Annotated in this window: 15 protein-coding genes; 4 read left to right on the top strand and 11 right to left on the bottom strand. The window is 60.1% G+C overall.

Annotation, left to right across the window (positions count from 1 at the left end; genetic code table 11):
• Positions 1-9 precede the first annotated feature (9 nt).
• From KGB07_RS10895 to KGB07_RS10870, 6 genes are all read right to left on the bottom strand, one after another.
• Positions 10-1,242 carry an SfnB family sulfur acquisition oxidoreductase gene (locus tag KGB07_RS10895; protein ID WP_046040761.1) on the bottom strand — a complete coding sequence of 411 codons (1,233 nt, stop codon included), beginning with the start codon at positions 1,240-1,242 and terminating at the stop codon, positions 10-12.
• Between the two features lie 222 nt (positions 1,243-1,464).
• Positions 1,465-2,229, bottom strand: a complete 765-nt coding sequence (locus KGB07_RS10890; protein WP_046040762.1) for a hypothetical protein — start codon at positions 2,227-2,229, stop codon at positions 1,465-1,467.
• Positions 2,230-2,710: 481 nt separating this feature from the next.
• The gene (gene tcyN / locus KGB07_RS10885; RefSeq protein WP_046040763.1) at positions 2,711-3,466 is read right to left on the bottom strand and encodes an L-cystine ABC transporter ATP-binding protein TcyN; all 756 of its coding nucleotides are present in this window, start codon (positions 3,464-3,466) and stop codon (positions 2,711-2,713) included.
• Between the two features lie 4 nt (positions 3,467-3,470).
• Positions 3,471-4,136, bottom strand: coding sequence for a cystine ABC transporter permease (tcyL, locus tag KGB07_RS10880; RefSeq protein WP_046040764.1), 666 nt, complete (start codon positions 4,134-4,136; stop codon positions 3,471-3,473).
• Positions 4,136-4,936 carry a cystine ABC transporter substrate-binding protein gene (gene tcyJ, locus KGB07_RS10875; RefSeq protein ID WP_060543969.1) on the bottom strand — a complete coding sequence of 267 codons (801 nt, stop codon included), beginning with the start codon at positions 4,934-4,936 and terminating at the stop codon, positions 4,136-4,138. The genes tcyL and tcyJ overlap by 1 nt, the downstream gene beginning before the upstream one ends.
• A 214-nt stretch (positions 4,937-5,150) precedes the next feature.
• A complete protein-coding gene (locus KGB07_RS10870) occupies positions 5,151-6,143 on the bottom strand; it encodes a D-cysteine desulfhydrase (RefSeq protein ID WP_223465377.1) in 993 nt (330 codons plus the stop codon).
• Between the two features lie 191 nt (positions 6,144-6,334).
• Here KGB07_RS10870 and epsC point away from each other — a divergent pair, with 191 nt between their 5' ends.
• Both epsC and betT read left to right on the top strand, forming a co-directional pair.
• A complete protein-coding gene (gene epsC / locus KGB07_RS10865; protein ID WP_046040769.1) occupies positions 6,335-7,261 on the top strand; it encodes a serine O-acetyltransferase EpsC in 927 nt (308 codons plus the stop codon).
• A gap of 407 nt (positions 7,262-7,668) precedes the next feature.
• On the top strand, positions 7,669-9,630 hold the full coding sequence (gene betT, locus KGB07_RS10860; RefSeq protein WP_223465424.1) for a choline transporter BetT: 1,962 nt from the start codon (positions 7,669-7,671) through the stop codon (positions 9,628-9,630).
• Positions 9,631-9,639: 9 nt separating this feature from the next.
• On the opposite strand, the gene KGB07_RS10855 is transcribed toward betT, so the two are convergent.
• Complete coding sequence (locus KGB07_RS10855; protein WP_223465376.1) at positions 9,640-9,900, bottom strand: hypothetical protein; 261 nt, start codon at positions 9,898-9,900, stop codon at positions 9,640-9,642.
• 64 nt (positions 9,901-9,964) lie between these two features.
• Positions 9,965-10,705 (bottom strand): SDR family oxidoreductase, encoded by a 741-nt coding sequence (locus KGB07_RS10850; RefSeq protein ID WP_223465375.1) that lies wholly within the window; start codon positions 10,703-10,705, stop codon positions 9,965-9,967.
• Positions 10,706-10,825: 120 nt separating this feature from the next.
• Here KGB07_RS10850 and KGB07_RS10845 point away from each other — a divergent pair, with 120 nt between their 5' ends.
• Complete coding sequence (locus KGB07_RS10845) at positions 10,826-11,716, top strand: LysR family transcriptional regulator (protein WP_223465373.1); 891 nt, start codon at positions 10,826-10,828, stop codon at positions 11,714-11,716.
• Positions 11,717-11,849: 133 nt separating this feature from the next.
• The gene (gene mgrA, locus KGB07_RS10840) at positions 11,850-12,887 is read left to right on the top strand and encodes an L-glyceraldehyde 3-phosphate reductase (RefSeq protein ID WP_046040777.1); all 1,038 of its coding nucleotides are present in this window, start codon (positions 11,850-11,852) and stop codon (positions 12,885-12,887) included.
• A gap of 159 nt (positions 12,888-13,046) precedes the next feature.
• Here the strand turns inward: mgrA and tauD are convergent, their stop codons facing one another.
• From tauD to tauB, 3 genes are all read right to left on the bottom strand, one after another.
• The gene (tauD, locus tag KGB07_RS10835; RefSeq protein ID WP_223465372.1) at positions 13,047-13,889 is read right to left on the bottom strand and encodes a taurine dioxygenase; all 843 of its coding nucleotides are present in this window, start codon (positions 13,887-13,889) and stop codon (positions 13,047-13,049) included.
• Positions 13,890-14,025: 136 nt separating this feature from the next.
• A complete protein-coding gene (tauC, locus tag KGB07_RS10830) occupies positions 14,026-14,859 on the bottom strand; it encodes a taurine ABC transporter permease TauC (protein WP_046040780.1) in 834 nt (277 codons plus the stop codon).
• A complete protein-coding gene (tauB, locus tag KGB07_RS10825; RefSeq protein WP_223465370.1) occupies positions 14,856-15,650 on the bottom strand; it encodes a taurine ABC transporter ATP-binding subunit in 795 nt (264 codons plus the stop codon). The genes tauC and tauB overlap by 4 nt, the downstream gene beginning before the upstream one ends.
• Positions 15,651-15,663: the final 13 nt, after the last annotated feature.

Raw genomic sequence — 15,663 nt, 5'->3', positions numbered from 1 at the left:
TTCTGGTCGTCAGATCCAGGAATGGCGATTAGGCAGCGTGCCGTTGAGGCGATAGGCGCCGACCGCGTGATACTTCCAGCGCACCGGGTCGTGCAGGGTGTGTACCCGGGCGTTGCGCCAGTGGCGGTCGAGGTTGAATTCGGCGAGGGTCGCGCGGCTGCCGGCCAGTTCGAACAGTTTTTCGCTGGCCAGCAACGAAATCTCGGTGGTCAGCACTTTGGCTTCGGCCACCGCAATCGAGGCGCGGGCGGCAGACTCGGCGGTGAGTGGTGCGGCGCTGACTTCATCGAGCACTTGTCCGGCCTTGCGCAGCAGCGCTTCGGCGGCGTGCAATTCGATTTTCAACTTGCCGATATCGGCGATCACGTACAGGTCATCGCTGGCCCGTTCGGCCTTGGCGTCGATCCACGGCCGGGCGCGGGTTTTCACGAAGTCGATGGCGTCGTCGATGGCGCCTCGGGCGATACCGGCGTCGATGGCCGCTTGAATCAGCTGCGAGACAGCACCCTGGATGTTCGGCGTGTCGTTGATCCGCCAGTTATCCACCACCAGTTCGGGATCGGCCTGCACGTTGTTGAGCAAAATCGTGCCGCTGGCGGTGGTGCGCTGACCAAACCCGGACCAGTCATCGACGATGCGCAATCCCGGTGTGCCGCGCCGGATGAACGCCAACACTTGCTTGCCATCATCGTTCAACGCTTTGACCGCGACCCAATGGGCGAACAGTGCGCCAGTGGAATAAAACTTCTGGCCATTGAGGACGCCGTCAGCGGTGATGCGTGCCTTCAGTTCCAGGGTGTTTTTGCTGCCGCGTTCCGGCCCGGCATTGCCGATGCGCCAGCCATCCAGGACGCTTTTGAACAGCTGTTTTTTTTGCGCTTCGGTGGCGCTGCCGAGCACCAGGTTAAGAATGCCGAACTGGTTTTGCGGGATCTGCCCAAGCGCCGGGTCTGCTGCGGAAATGATCGCGAAGACCTCGGCCAGGGTAACGAACGAAACCTGCGGGCCACCGTACTCGCGGGGGATGGAAATGCTGCCCAGGCCGCTGCGGGTGAACTGTTCTATTTCCGCCCACGGCAGCTTGCGCTGACGGTCCCGTTTGGCCGCTTGCAGGCTGGCGACTTGCGCCAGTTCGTGGGCCGCCTTGATGGCTTGAGCGTCATTGCGCAAGACTTTTGCGGGCAACAACAGGGGGGCGATGTCCAGGTCACTCTGGACGTTTGCATCTGCCAGACTGGACATCAGTGCCGCTCCTTGGCTGCACGCAATGCCCTGGCGATCTGCACTGGGGTGATTGTGTTCCGGACCATACCTACCTCACATCTTATGGAAGCGCCGCTTGTGGCCGCGCATGAAAACAAGGATGTCCGGTGGTCCGGTGTATATACCCTAAACGTGTATAAATATTTTATGAACTAACTTTTAGGAATATACATAGAAGGATGATCCCCCACAGAGGCTTCTTCATCGTCTACGGGGTTCAGCAGCCTTGAGGGGCTGTTTCTTCGGGACTTTCAGATAGGTATTTGCACACCCGATCTTCAGCGTACGGGCTGGCGCCCAGCGGGAGTTATTACCCACCCGGTCGAGAATGCAGTACGTCACTTCCAGCCGCAGGTCTTCGCCGGCTTCGAGGATGATGGCCGGCGGTATCCAGACCTGGACCGGCTGACCCACATCGGCGGACTTGAGCCGTGGCAGATCCATGCGCACATCGCCCCAGCGCAAGGTGATTTCGTCGTCGACGGCCATGTTCAGGTACGGTTCGATGGTCAAGGGAACACCGCGTTTGACCTGGCTCGGATTGACCCCCTGACGGCGAATCGCCTCGGGAATGCCCACCGGTGCCAGGCACTGGTTTTCATCGCCGCACAACGCGGAGGGTTGGCCGCCGGGGCAGTCGAGTTTGATCTGCACGTTTCGGCCGGCCGAAACCACCGGGTCTCGACCAACCTGCATGACCCGGTAGTGAATGTGCGAGGTACCGTTGGCGACAAAACTTTCAGGCACCCGCAGTTGCACCGGTTGGCCGGCATCGCTGGCCGTCAGCACGCGGGAGGCTACGTAGCAGTTGTCCCAGAACAGTTCGATCAGGTCGCCTTCGTCCATGGCGGGGTAGGGCGCCACATCGATGAGCAGGTGCGCCGCGCAAGTGACGTTGATGCCGGTCTTGTTGGATTGCGCCAGGGTCGGGGCCACAAGCCCGGATTTGTTCGAGGTGCTTTTCATGAAGTCTCCTTGAAGTCTTGCAACGAAGTCCGTTTCTGGGAATTCAAAAACTAAATATCGAGCAGCAAAACCATTCATTATTTTTAATTGAAATAATGGACTGGGCGTGATGAGTGATGTAGGTCGGAGACTAGATAAGAGTCAGGGTGGGCAAGTGTCAATGAGATTTGTTAGTTATGGCTGAAGTGTGATGTTATTCAGAAAGTTCCTACGGTGCTAAGTAAGTAAACCATGCCGGTGTGTCGAATTTGTCCGCTGAAAATGGCTGTAAATGGGCAGTTTGGCGCGCGTGGTCGGCTAGGATCTGCGAAAGGAACCGGGTGGTGAGATGGAGTTTAATTGTTGCGACGCATATATATGTACCGCGTTCGCGTACAAAATATGTATATCGAATAGAGGGGGTTAGTTTGGTATTGGTAAAATATTTTTTCGGGGGGCGTCACTTCCGTCCATGGAAGGTGACTATTGTTGAGCGGGCTTGTTAGTTGTGGCTGTTGTTCAGGAATTTGCTGAGAAATTGTTTTGTCCGCTCTTCTTTCGGGTTGGCAAACAACGCCTTCGCTTCGCCTTGCTCGACGATCACACCCTTGTCGAAAAACACCACACGGTTGGCCACGTCCCGGGCAAAGCCCATTTCGTGGGTGACGATCACCATGGTGCGCTTCTCTTCGGCCAGGCCGCGGATGGTTGCCAATACCTCGCCCACCAACTCCGGGTCGAGGGCCGAGGTCGGCTCATCGAACAGGATCACTTCCGGTTCCATCGCCAGCGCCCGGGCAATCGCCACGCGCTGTTGCTGACCACCGGAGAGGCGACGCGGGTAGGCGTCTTCCTTACCCGCCAGGCCAACCTTGGCCAAGAGCTTTTTACCCAGGGCAACGGCATCGGCGTGCGCGATCTTCTTCACGATGATCGGGCCTTCGATAACGTTTTCCAGAGCGGTGCGATGGGGGAACAGGTTGAAGTTCTGGAACACGAAACCTACGTGCTGGCGCAAACGTCGCACCAGGCTCTGCTGCTGGTTCAGTGGGCGGCTGGTATCGATCTCGATATCGCCGACCTTGATCCGGCCGCTGGTGGGTTCTTCCAGAAAATTCAGGCAGCGCAGGAAGGTGGTCTTGCCCGAACCGCTAGGGCCGATGATCGCGACCACCTCACCTTCCTTGACCTCAAGATCGATGCCATTGAGCACGACTTGACCCTTGAACTGCTTTGTCAGTTTTTCCACGACAATCATTGGGTCAGGACTCCTGGTCGTGCCGATTGACCCGCGCTTCCAACTGGTTCTGCAGGTGCGAAAGCACCGTGGCCAGGACCCAGTAGATCAGTGCGGCGGCAAGATACATGGTGAAGATTTCGAAGGTGCGGGCGGTGATCAGCTGCGCCTGACGGAACAGTTCTGGCACCTGGATGGTAGCGGCCAGCGCGGTGTCTTTGACCAGCGAAATGAAGCTGTTGCCCAGCGGCGGCAATGCGGTGCGCATCGCCTGCGGCAGGATGGCCCGGCGCAGGGTCTGCGCGCGGGTCATGCCGATACTGGCAGCGGCTTCCCACTGGCCGCGCTCGATGGAGCTGATCGCGGCACGCAGGATTTCACAGGCGTAGGCGGCCATGTTCAGCGAGAAGCCGATCAGGGCCGCCGGCAGCGGATCCAGTTCCAGACCCAATTGCGGCAAGCCGTAATAGATCACGAACAGTTGCACCAGCAACGGCGTGCCGCGAAAGAACGACACGTAGATGCGGGCGATCCAGCTCACCAGTTTGAAGCGCGACAGGCGCATCAGCGCAAGACCGAACCCCATCACGAGGCCGAAGAACATCCCGCCCAGGCTGAGGATGACCGTGTAATACGCGCCCTTGAGCAGAAAGGGCGCGGAGTCCAGTGCGAGTTGGAAAGCTTCTCCCATTATTGAGTGACGTCAGCGTTGAAGTATTTTTCCGAGAGCTTTTTCAGGGTGCCATCGGCGCGCAGCTTATCGATTGCCTTGTTCACCGCGGCCAGCAGTTCAGGCTCGCCTTTACGCAGGGCGATGCCGGCTTCCTGACGGGAGAACGCATCACCGGCGGCGGTGGTGTCCTTGGCCTTCTTGGCGTATTCCAGCGCGGCCAGACGGTCGATCAGAATGGCGTCGATACGGCCGACACGCAGGTCCTGGAACTTGGTCGGATCATCTTCGTAGGTGCGGATGTCAGCGGTCGGCACATTGGCTTTCACCCACTCTTCGTAGTTGGTGCCCAGGCCTACGCCGACTTTCTTGCCGGACAGGTCAGCGGCGGACTTGATGTTCAGCTCGGCGGCCTTCTTCGTCAGCACCAGCGCCTGAATCCCGGAAACGGTGTACGGCTCGGAGAAGTCATACTTTTTCTTGCGCTCTTCGGAGATGGTCACCTGGTTGATCACTGCGTCCAGACGCTTGGATTCCAGGGCCGCGAGGATGCCGTCCCATTTGGTCGGTTGCAGTTTGACCTTCACGCCCAGCTCTTTGGCCAGGGCTTCGGAGAACTCGACTTCGAAGCCGGCCAGTTTGCCGTCGGCGTCGACGAAACTGAACGGAGGGTAAGTGCCTTCCAGACCGACGTTGATCACGCCAGCGTCTTTGATTTTTTGCAGTTGCTCACCGGCAACGGCTTGGCCAATCAGGCCGGCGCTCAGAGCCAGGCCCAGCGAGCCCACCAGCAGATTGCGACGTAATGCGGAAAAATTCATGACAAGCCCCTGTGTTTTCTTATGGAAGACGCTTAAGGAAAGTTGGCAAATTCGGGATTCGGACGACTGCGATATCCTGCCCTAATGCAGCTTATGCGTCTCGCTGCAAATTCGCCTGCGGCGTGACTATAAGATGATGCCTTTAGATAGGAAAATAATAAATATTCTATTTGTTATTCGTTAATTGAATATGTCTTTCGTAGGAAAAGATCGCTTACAGAAAATCCTTATAGGCAAACAACGCCGGCGCCCCACCAGTGTGCAGGAAGATAATCGGACCCTCGTCGAAGCGCTGACGGCCGATCCCGTCCAGCAAGCCCGCCATGGCCTTGCCAGTGTAGACCGGGTCCAGCAGCAAGCCTTCCTGACTCGCCAGCAGTTTCACCGCCGCCAGTGTGCCGGCATTCGGCTCGCCATAACGCGGGGCGAAATACTCGTCCCACAACTCGACCTTGAAAGCCTCCGGCAGATTCACGCCCAGCAACTCGGCGGTGCGTTCGGCCAGGCCTTGAACCTTTGGCCGCTGGTCTTCATCGCTGCGCGAAACCGTCACGCCGATTACTGGCAGATCCGGCAGTGCTTCACTCAGGGCCAGTGCCAGGCCGCTGTGGGTACCGGCGCTGCCCGAGGCCAGGACCACGGCGGCGAAAGTCAGGCCGGTGTCCTTGATCTGCTCGGCCAGTTCCAGCCCGGCGCGCACGTAGCCCAGGGCGCCCAGCGCATTGGAGCCACCGATCGGCACCAGGTACGGCTTCTTGCCGTTGCTGCGCAGTCGGTTGGCCAAGGCTTGCAGTTGCTCGTCGGCGTTGTCGAGGTTTTCCACCAGTTCGACCTTGACATCGAACAGGTCGAGCAGCAGCCGGTTGCCGTTGCCGGTGTAATTGCTGTCGTCAGTGCCGAGAGGGTTTTCCAGAAGGGCTACGCAGCCCAGACCCAACTTGGCGGCAATGGCGGCTGTCTGGCGCACGTGGTTCGATTGCAGCGCGCCCGCCGTGATCAAGGTGTCAGCACCCTGGGCCAAGGCATCGGCGGCCAGGTATTCGAGTTTGCGCAGCTTGTTTCCGCCCATTGCCAGCGGTGTCAGGTCATCGCGCTTGACGTACAGGTCTCGGCCCAGCCAGGTCGACAGGCGTTCGAGTTTTTCGAGGGCGGTGGGCTGACCGAGCAGGTCGAGGCGGTTAAAGCGGGCGAGCTGTTGTTTGATCATGAGTCCGTACTGGCGGTTGAAGATCTCAGGACTATAGGCACGCCAAAAAGTTGGGGCAACCGCCAATCGCTTATAGCCAATCGAACTGAGCACAGCACTATTGGTTCTTAATTTGCCTCGTGACCCTTGCCGTAAAGTAATCGCCGTCAGTGCGGCCAGACAGTCCGGCCGCCCGTGAGGAGTTTTTTACCGTGAGTGAGCGTTCCAGCCATTGGCAATTGCAGACCATCGTCAGCCAGCTGCGCACGGCACGTGAACAGTGGCGTGCACAAAACGGCCGGGCCAGCGGCGAGCAGGGCGGTCGAGAATTACCGTCCCGCGCAGCCATGGCGGACATTCTCGAAGCCCTGTGTGGTGCGTTGTTCCCGATGCGCCTGGGGCCGGTTGACCTGCGCGAGGAGAGCGAAGACTTCTACGTCGGCCACACCCTGGATGTGGCGTTGAATGCGCTGTTGGCCCAGGCGCGACTCGAATTGCGCTACGCCGCGCGCCACAGTGACCAGGCCGAAACTGAAGTCGAAGCCCGGACCATCCAGATCATTCAGGACTTTGCCCTCGCTTTGCCTGGGTTGCGCAGCCTGTTGGACACCGACGTGCTCGCGGCCTATCACGGTGACCCGGCGGCGCGCAGTGTCGATGAAGTATTGTTGTGCTACCCAGGGATTCTGGCGGTGATTCACCATCGTCTGGCCCATCATTTGTATCGCGCCGGGCTGCCGTTGCTGGCGCGGATCAGCGCGGAAATCGCTCACTCCGCTACCGGCATCGACATCCACCCCGGAGCGCAGATCGGCCGCAGTTTTTTCATCGACCACGGGACGGGTGTGGTGATTGGCGAGACGGCGATCATCGGCGAGCGCGTGCGGATCTATCAGGCGGTGACCTTGGGCGCCAAGCGCTTCCCGGCGGACGAAGACGGTCAGTTGCAGAAAGGCCAGCCTCGGCATCCGATTGTCGAGGACGACGTGGTGATTTATGCCGGGGCGACGATTCTCGGGCGGATCACCATCGGTCAGGGTTCGACCATTGGCGGCAACGTCTGGCTGACCCGCAGCGTGCCGGCGGGCAGCAACCTGACCCAGGCGAATCTGCAGCATGATGATGGGGCGCAGAAGTAGGCCTTTGGATCTCCGTTGACTGGTCTGGCCTCATCGTCGGAACGCCGCCCGGAGCAAGCTCGCTCCCACAGGGTTTCCTGGCGTTCACAGCTTTTGTGTTCAACCCGGATCCGCTGTGGGAGCGAGCTTGCTCGCGATTGGATTTCAAGCCGAATCGAGTTGTTGGTCTTCAGCAAATTTCCTCCCTTGAGCTAGCGTAAGAACACCACCGCCGAGCCCTGCGATTAGTCCTTAGCCCCCTATTCATGTTTAACTTGAACGTTCATTCAAGTTAAACCGGCGGTTCGCTGCCCGCTCACAACAGGAGGCTTGCCTTTGCTGAGTCCGATTTCTACAGCCACGTTTTACCCCTTCGAGGTGCACCGAACATGAGTGCATCGTCCATCCCTCCAAGCGGTCTGATCCGCATGAATCCGCCGGTGTTCTGGTTCTCGGCGAGTTTCATCCTGTTGTTTGGTGTCGTTGTCATCGCCATGCCCGAGCAGGCCGGTGCCTGGTTGCTGGCGGCGCAAAACTGGGCGGCCAACACGGTCGGCTGGTATTACCTGCTGGCGATGACCCTGTATCTGGTCTTCGTGGTGGTCACCGCCTTGTCCGGCTACGGCAAGATCAAGCTCGGTGCCGACCACGACGAACCCGAATTCAGTTATTTGTCCTGGGCCGGCATGCTGTTCGCCGCCGGGATCAGCATCACCCTGTTTTTCTTCTGCGTGTCCGAGCCGCTGACCCACATGCTGCAACCGCCCCAAGGCGAGGCCGGTACGGCGGATGCGGCGCGCCAGGCGATGCAGATTCTGTTTCTGCACTGGGGCCTGCATGGCTGGGGCGTGTTCGCCTTTGTCGGCATGGCGCTGGCCTACTTCGCCTACCGGCATAACCTGCCACTGGCCCTGCGCTCGGCGTTGTACCCGCTGATCGGCAAGCGCATCAATGGCCCCATCGGCTACGCGGTGGATGGCTTCGGCATCATCGCCACGGTGTTCGGCCTCGGTGCCGACATGGGCTTCGGCGTGTTGCACCTCAACTCGGGCCTGGACTACCTGTTCGGCATCGCCCACACCCAATGGATTCAGGTCGGCCTGATCACCTTGATGATGGGCGCGGCGATCATCGTTGCCGTATCCGGCGTCGACAAGGGCGTGCGGGTGATGTCCGACATCAACATGCTGCTGGCCTGTGCGCTGCTGCTGTTCGTGTTGTTCGCCGGCCCCACGCAGCACTTGCTCAACACCCTGATCCAGAACCTCGGCGATTACCTCGGCGCCTTGCCGATGAAGAGTTTCGACCTCTATGCCTACGATAAACCCAGCGACTGGTTGGGCGGTTGGACGGTGTTCTACTGGGCCTGGTGGATTGCATGGTCGCCGTTCGTGGGCCTGTTCATCGCACGGATTTCCCGTGGTCGGACCATCCGCGAATTCGTTTTCGGCGTGCTGTTGATCCCGCTCGGCTTCACCCTGGCGTGGATGTCGATCTTCGGCAACAGCGCCATCGATCAAGTGCTCAACCACGGCATGAGCGCGCTCGGCATGTCGGCTATCGATAATCCGTCGATGACGCTCTACCTGCTGCTGGAAACCTACCCGTGGAGCAAAACCGTGATCGCGGTCACGGTGTTCATCAGCTTCGTGTTCTTCGTCACCTCCGCCGACTCCGGCACCGTGGTGCTGTCGACGCTGTCCGCCAAGGGCGGCAACCCCGATGAAGACGGGCCGAAATGGCTGCGGGTGTTCTGGGGCGCGATGACCGCATTGGTGACCGGCGCTTTGCTGTTTTCCGGCAGCATCGATGCGTTGAAGTCGGCGGTGGTCCTGACTTCGCTGCCGTTCTCGTTGATCTTGCTGTTGATGATGTGGGGGCTGCACAAGGCGTTTTATCTGGAATCGCAGAAGCAGATTGCGCAGATGCATTCACTGGCACCGGTCTCGGCATCCCGGCGTGGCAAGGGTGGATGGCGCCAGCGCCTGAGTCAGGCGGTGCATTTCCCGTCGCGGGATGAGGTTTATCGTTTCCTCGATACGACGGTGCGCCCGGCGATTGAAGAAGTGTCTGCCGTGTTCATCGAAAAGGGTTTGCACGTAGCGACACACCCGGACCCGGCCAATGACAGCGTCAGCCTGGAAATCGGCCACGGCGACCAGCATCCGTTCGTGTATCAGGTGCAGATGCGTGGCTACTTCACGCCGTCGTTTGCCCGTGGCGGTATGGGTTCCAAACAACTCAACAATCGCCGCTACTACCGGGCCGAAGTGCATTTGAGCGAGGGCAGTCAGGACTACGATCTGGTGGGCTACACCAAGGAGCAGATCATCAACGACATCCTCGATCAGTACGAACGGCACATGCAGTTCCTGCATCTGGTGCGTTGATCAAGGCCCTCACGTCTCGGTGGTCAACACCATGAACAACACCAGCGCCGCCACCGGGACACCGAACACGGCGCTACCGACCACCAGTTCGGTGCTCAATGGCTGGCCGGCATGCACTATGCCGACTGCGCCATTGATCAGCGTCAGCGCCAACCACAGCACGATAAAACTGTAGGCCAGGGTTTGGCGGGTGAAGCCGATGTTCTCGCCGATGTAGAGCATCAGCGCCAGGAGGATCAGGCCGAAGGTGGTGATGATGGTGGTGTGCATGGTGAGTGCTTCCGCTGGATTTTTTGCCTGACAAACCGCTATCGCGGTGTCTGTTTGAGCATAGTTAAACCAACCCACCATTGACCCGCAAAATCTGCCCATTGACCCACGCTGAATCCGGCCCGGCGAGGAAGGACACGACACGGGCAATGTCTTCTGGCTGACCGAGACGCTCCAGCGGCGCCATCTTCGCGAAATTCTGAATCTGCTCCTCACTCTTGCCGTGCAAAAACAGCTCAGTCGCCACCGGCCCGGGAGCCACCGCATTGACGGTAATGTTGCGCCCGCGCATCTCTTTGGCGAACACCTGGGTCAGGGATTCCACTGCCGCTTTGCTGGCGATGTACACCGCGTAGCCCGGCAGGTTCATGCCGACGGTACTGCTGGAGAAGTTGATGATCCGGCCACCGCTGTTCAGGCGGGTCGCCGCTTCACGCAGGGTATTGAAGGTGCCGCGAGCGTGGATGTTGAAGTTCTGCTCGAACAGTTCATCGCTGTGTTGCGCCAGCGGCAGGACCTTGAGGATACCGGCGTTGTTCACCAAAACATCGACCTTGCCGAACTGGGTTTCAACCTCGTCGAACATCCGGCGCACGTCGTCGGCATTGGCCACATCGGCCTTGATCGCTATGGCCTGGTGGCCGGCCTGACGTAGCTCCACCACCCGCTTCGAGGCTTCGGTGGCGCTGCTGGCGTAGTTGATGGCAACGGCGAAACCTTCGCTGGCCAGTTGTTTGGCGATGACCGCGCCGATGCCGCGGGAGGCGCCGGTCACGATGGCAACTTTCGGTGTTTGATGAGTCATGTTGGTGTTCCTGTCGATGGGGTGTGAAGTCAATTTCACATGTTTACTCAGGGCGATAAATGCACGAGAGTTGCCTTGACTGTTCAATAATCGCCAACAATCGAGTGCCTGGAGTGAGCTGTGGACCAAGTCAAAGCGATGAAGGTTTTTGTGCGGATCTACGAGCGCAGCAGCTTCACGCAGGCTGCCGATGACCTGAACCTGCCACGCGCGACGCTGACCCACACCCTGAATCAGTTCGAGGCCTGGCTGGGTACGCGTTTGTTGGAGCGCAGCACGCGTAAAGTGCGTCCGACGCTGGACGGCGAGGCGTATTACCTGCGTTGCGTGCAACTGCTGGCAGAGCTGGAAGAAGCGGAATTGGCGTTTCGCGGTGTGGCACCGAAGGGGCGGCTGCGGGTGGACTTGCACGGGACATTGGCCAAGCATTTCGTGATCCCGGCATTGCCGCAATTCATGGCGCGTTATCCCGACATCGAGCTGTCCATCAGCGAGGCTGACCGTCAGGTCGACCTGATCACCGAAGGTATCGATTGTGTGTTGCGCGCAGGAACATTGGGCGACTCCACGCTGATCGGCAAACGTGTCGCCAACCTGCGTCAGATCACCTGCGCCAGCCCCGCCTATTTGCGCAAATACGGCGAACCGAAAAGCCTTGCCGACCTGAGCCAGCACCGTGCGGTGAACTACGTTTCGCGCACGACGGCCAAATTGTTTCCCTTTGAATTCATGGTGGACGGTGAACTCAAGGAAGTGGCCATCGACGGTGCGGTCTCGGTGTTCGGCGCAGAAATCTACGCCGCCTCGGCGATTGCCGGACTGGGCCTGATCCAGTGCCCGCACTACCGGATGGAAACGCAAATTGCCCAAGGGTTGATCAAGGAAATCCTCACCGACACCCCACCGCCATCAATGCCGGTTTCAGTGCTGTACCCGCACAACCGACACATGTCGCCCAGGGTCCGGGTGTTTGTGGATTGGTTGGGTGAGGTGTTTGCGGGGGCGCGGTAGCTTGTCAGCGGGAAATATGTGAAACGTTTCAGCAATTAGTCGAATCAGGGGTTTTCTGGCGTTTGTCCGGGCGTATGCTGGGCGACTGGCGAAGCAGTCGATACCAGATTCAAGACAGACAAGAGAGGATTCGATGACTTACACCGCTGCCGAAAACCGCTACGACTCCATCCCCTACCGCCGCGTGGGCCGCAGCGGGCTGGTGCTGCCGGCGCTGTCGTTGGGCCTGTGGCACAACTTCGGCGACAGCACGCCGATCGATACCCAGCGCGCGTTGTTGCGCACGGCGTTCGACCTGGGCATCAACCACTTCGACCTGGCCAACAACTACGGCCCGCCGTATGGCAGCGCCGAGATCAACTTCGGCCGTTTACTGCGTGAAGACTTCAAGCAGTACCGCGACGAACTGATCATCTCCAGCAAGGCCGGTTGGGACATGTGGCCCGGCCCTTACGGTCAGGGTGGCGGCTCGCGCAAGTACGTGCTGGCCAGCCTTGACCAGAGCCTGCAACGCCTAGGCGTGGACTACGTCGACATCTTCTATTCTCACCGTTTCGATCCGGACACTCCGCTGGAAGAAACCGCCAGCGCGCTCGCCACAGCGGTGCAGCAGGGCAAGGCGCTGTACATCGGCATCTCGTCCTATTCCGGGGTGAAAACCCGCGAAATGGCGGCGTTGCTCAAAGAGTGGAAAGTGCCGCTGCTGATTCACCAGCCGGCCTACAACCTGCTCAATCGCTGGGTGGAAAAAGACCTGCTGGATACCACCGACGAACTCGGCACCGGCGTGATTGCCTTTACCCCGCTGGCCCAGGGTTTGCTGACCGACAAATACCTCAACGGCGTGCCGTCGGATGCGCGGGTCAACCGTCCGGGCGGTGGTTCGTTGCAGGCGTCGCATTTGTCCGAGGCCAACATTGCCCAGGTGCGGGCACTCAACGAAATCGCCAAGCGTCGCGGCCAGAGCCTGGCGCAACTGGCGCTGGCCTGGACCCTGCGCGATCCTCGGGTCACTTCGGCCTTGATTGGCGCGAGCCGGCCGGAGCAGATCATCGAGAACGTCGGGGCGTTGAAGAACCTGAGCTTCAGTGCGCAGGAACTGGCGGAGATTGACCGGTTTGCCCAGGAGGGCGGGATCAATCTTTGGGAGAAGCCATCTACTGCGGAATAGGTGATCGGCACTGGATTTCTGGTGCCTGTTCCGGCCTCATCGCGGGCAAGCCCGCTCCCACAGGTTCAGCTGTGTTCACAGATTATGTGTACGACTCGGACCCTGTGGGAGCGGGCTTGCCCGCGATGGGGTCAGATTGGTCAATAAAGAAATCAGGGTTCAGCGAAAGAAAGGCACATCCCCCAATACCGTTGCCCGCTGCATCACCCGCCGCGCCGGGCGGTAATCGTCCACCGCGTAATGCTGGGTCACGCGGTTGTCCCAGAACGCGATGTCGTCCTGCTGCCAGCGCCAGCGAATGGTGAACTCCGGTCGCGTTGAATGGGCGAACAGGAACTTCAGAATCGCCTCGCTCTCGGTTTCCGACAGCTCGTTGATCTTCGAAGTGAAGCCTTCGTTGACGAACAGCGAGCGGCGCCCGCTGACCGGGTGCGTGCGGATCACTGGGTGCGACAGCGGCGGATTCTTGCGCCGTGCTTCCTCCCACTGGGCCAGTGCCTCGGGCGTATTGCCATAGCGTTCCAGCGGAAACGAACGAGTGAAGTCATGGGTAGCGGTCAGACCTTCGAGCAAGGTTTTCAGCGGCGCCGACAGAGCTTCATACGCTGCAATCCCGCTGGCCCACAACGTGTCGCCGCCAAACTTCGGCAGCAGCTTGGCACTGAGCACCGCGCCCATGGCCGGGGTCGGCAGGAAGGTCACGTCGGTGTGCCAGATCGCGTTGTCGCGCACGTCGGTGACGGCGGTGTCGAGGATCAGCACTTCGGGTTGCTCCGGCACATTCGGGTAGATCGGGTGAATGTGCAGGTCGCCGAAATTCGCGGCGAATCGCGCCTGTTGCTGTGGCGTGATCGGCTGGTCGCGAAAGAACAGGACCTGATGCTTGAGCAGGGCCTGTTCGATGGCATCGCGCTGCTCCAGGCTCAGCGGCTGGCTGATGTCGACACCGCTGATCTGTGCGCCGAGGGCGGAGCTTAGGGGGACGATGGTCAGGTGGCTCATGGTGGTTCTCTTCAATTCGGAGGCCGTGCTTTTTTGTAGGAGCGAGCCTGCTCGCGATCGCGGTGCATCAGTCAAAGCATTGTTGCCTGATAATCAGCAATCGCGAGCAGGCTCGCTCCTACAGGGCTGCTCATATTCAGTGGGTCTGGCCATGCCACGGCACCAATTTGCGTTGCAGGGCACGCAGGCCCAACTCCATCGCGAAGGCGATCAGTGCAATCACCAGAATCCCCAGTACCACCACATCGGTGACCAGAAACTGCGCGGCCGATTGCACCATGAAGCCCAAGCCGCTGGTGGCGGCGATCAGTTCGGCGGCGACCAGCGTCGACCAACCCACGCCGAGGCCAATGCGCACACCGGTCAGAATGTCCGGCAAGGCACTCGGCAAAATGACGTGGCGAATCAACTGCACGCGTGTTGCGCCCAGCGACTGCGCGGCACGCAATTTGGCCGGGTCGACCGTGCGCACACCGGTGGCGGTGGCGATGGCAATCGGGGCGAAGATCGCCAGGTAGATCAGCAGCACTTTCGACAATTCACCGATGCCGCACCAGATCACGATCAGCGGCAGATAAGCCAACGGCGGAATCGGCCGGTAGAACTCGATCAGCGGGTCGAGCACACCACGGGCGATACGGTTGGCGCCGATGGCGATTCCCACCGGCACGGCGGTGAGAATCGCAAAGCCGAGGCCCAGGCCGATACGACTCAGACTCGCGCCGAGGTGCTGCCACAGGGTTGAATCCATATAACCCGAGGTCGCCAGCAGCCAGCCTTTTTGCAGCACGGCGGAGGGCGGCGGCAGGAACAGCGGCTCGATCAAACCGGTCGCCGTCACGGCCCACCAAATAGCAACGAGAACGACCAGCGTCAGCACACTGATCCAGCGAGTGCTCAAGCGGCGACTTACCGGAATCACGGCTGAGCCAGGCGTTATCGCGGCGACGGGAATTTCGTAGCTGCTCATGCGCGCTCCTGCCGCTGGGCGGCGCTGCGTTGGGAGAACACTTTGGCGAGTACGTGTTCGCGGGTTTCGATAAAACGCGGGTCGGACTTGATCGAGCGAGCCGACTCACCGGCGGCATAACGCTGACCGAAATCGAGGCTCAGGCGCTCGACGATTTGCCCCGGGTTGGGCGCCAACAGAATCAGGTCGGTGGCGAGGAACACGGCTTCTTCGATGTCGTGGGTAATCAGGAACACCGGCTTGGCGGTGCGTTGCCAGACTTGCAGCAACAGCTCCTGCATCTGCTCGCGGGTGAAGGCGTCGAGGGCACCGAAAGGTTCGTCCATCAGCAACACACGCGGATCGGCGGCGAGGGCGCGGGCCAGGCCGACACGTTGCTTCTGGCCGCCCGAAAGCTGCCAGATGCGGCGTTGTTCAAAACCGGAAAGATCGACCAGGGCGAGCATTTCCTGGGCGCGAGCTTCGCGTTTGTCCCGGGCGATACCGGCCAGCTCCAGGCCGAACCCGACGTTGGCCAGAACGTCTTGCCACGGCAGCAGCGCGTCGTCCTGGAACACCACGCCGCGCTCGGCGCTCGGGCCTTTGACGGGCACGCCGTCGAGGGTGATACGCCCGGCGCTGGGTTCGACGAAACCGGCAATCAGGTTCAACAGCGAAGTCTTGCCACTGCCGGACGGGCCAAGGGCGACCAGCAATTGCCGGGGCCCCAGGCTCAGTGAGATATCCGCCAACACCGGTTCCGGATTGCCGGGGTACTGTGCGCTGATGCGCTCCAGCTGTAGCAAGGCCATCGCATTGACTCCC

It is taken from the genome of Pseudomonas sp. GL-RE-26 (genome assembly GCF_019956275.1).
GTDB lineage: Bacteria > Pseudomonadota > Gammaproteobacteria > Pseudomonadales > Pseudomonadaceae > Aquipseudomonas > Aquipseudomonas grandcourensis.
The sequence above is the reverse complement of the archived record's forward strand: the minus strand, read 5'-3'. Positions and strand labels throughout refer to the sequence as shown.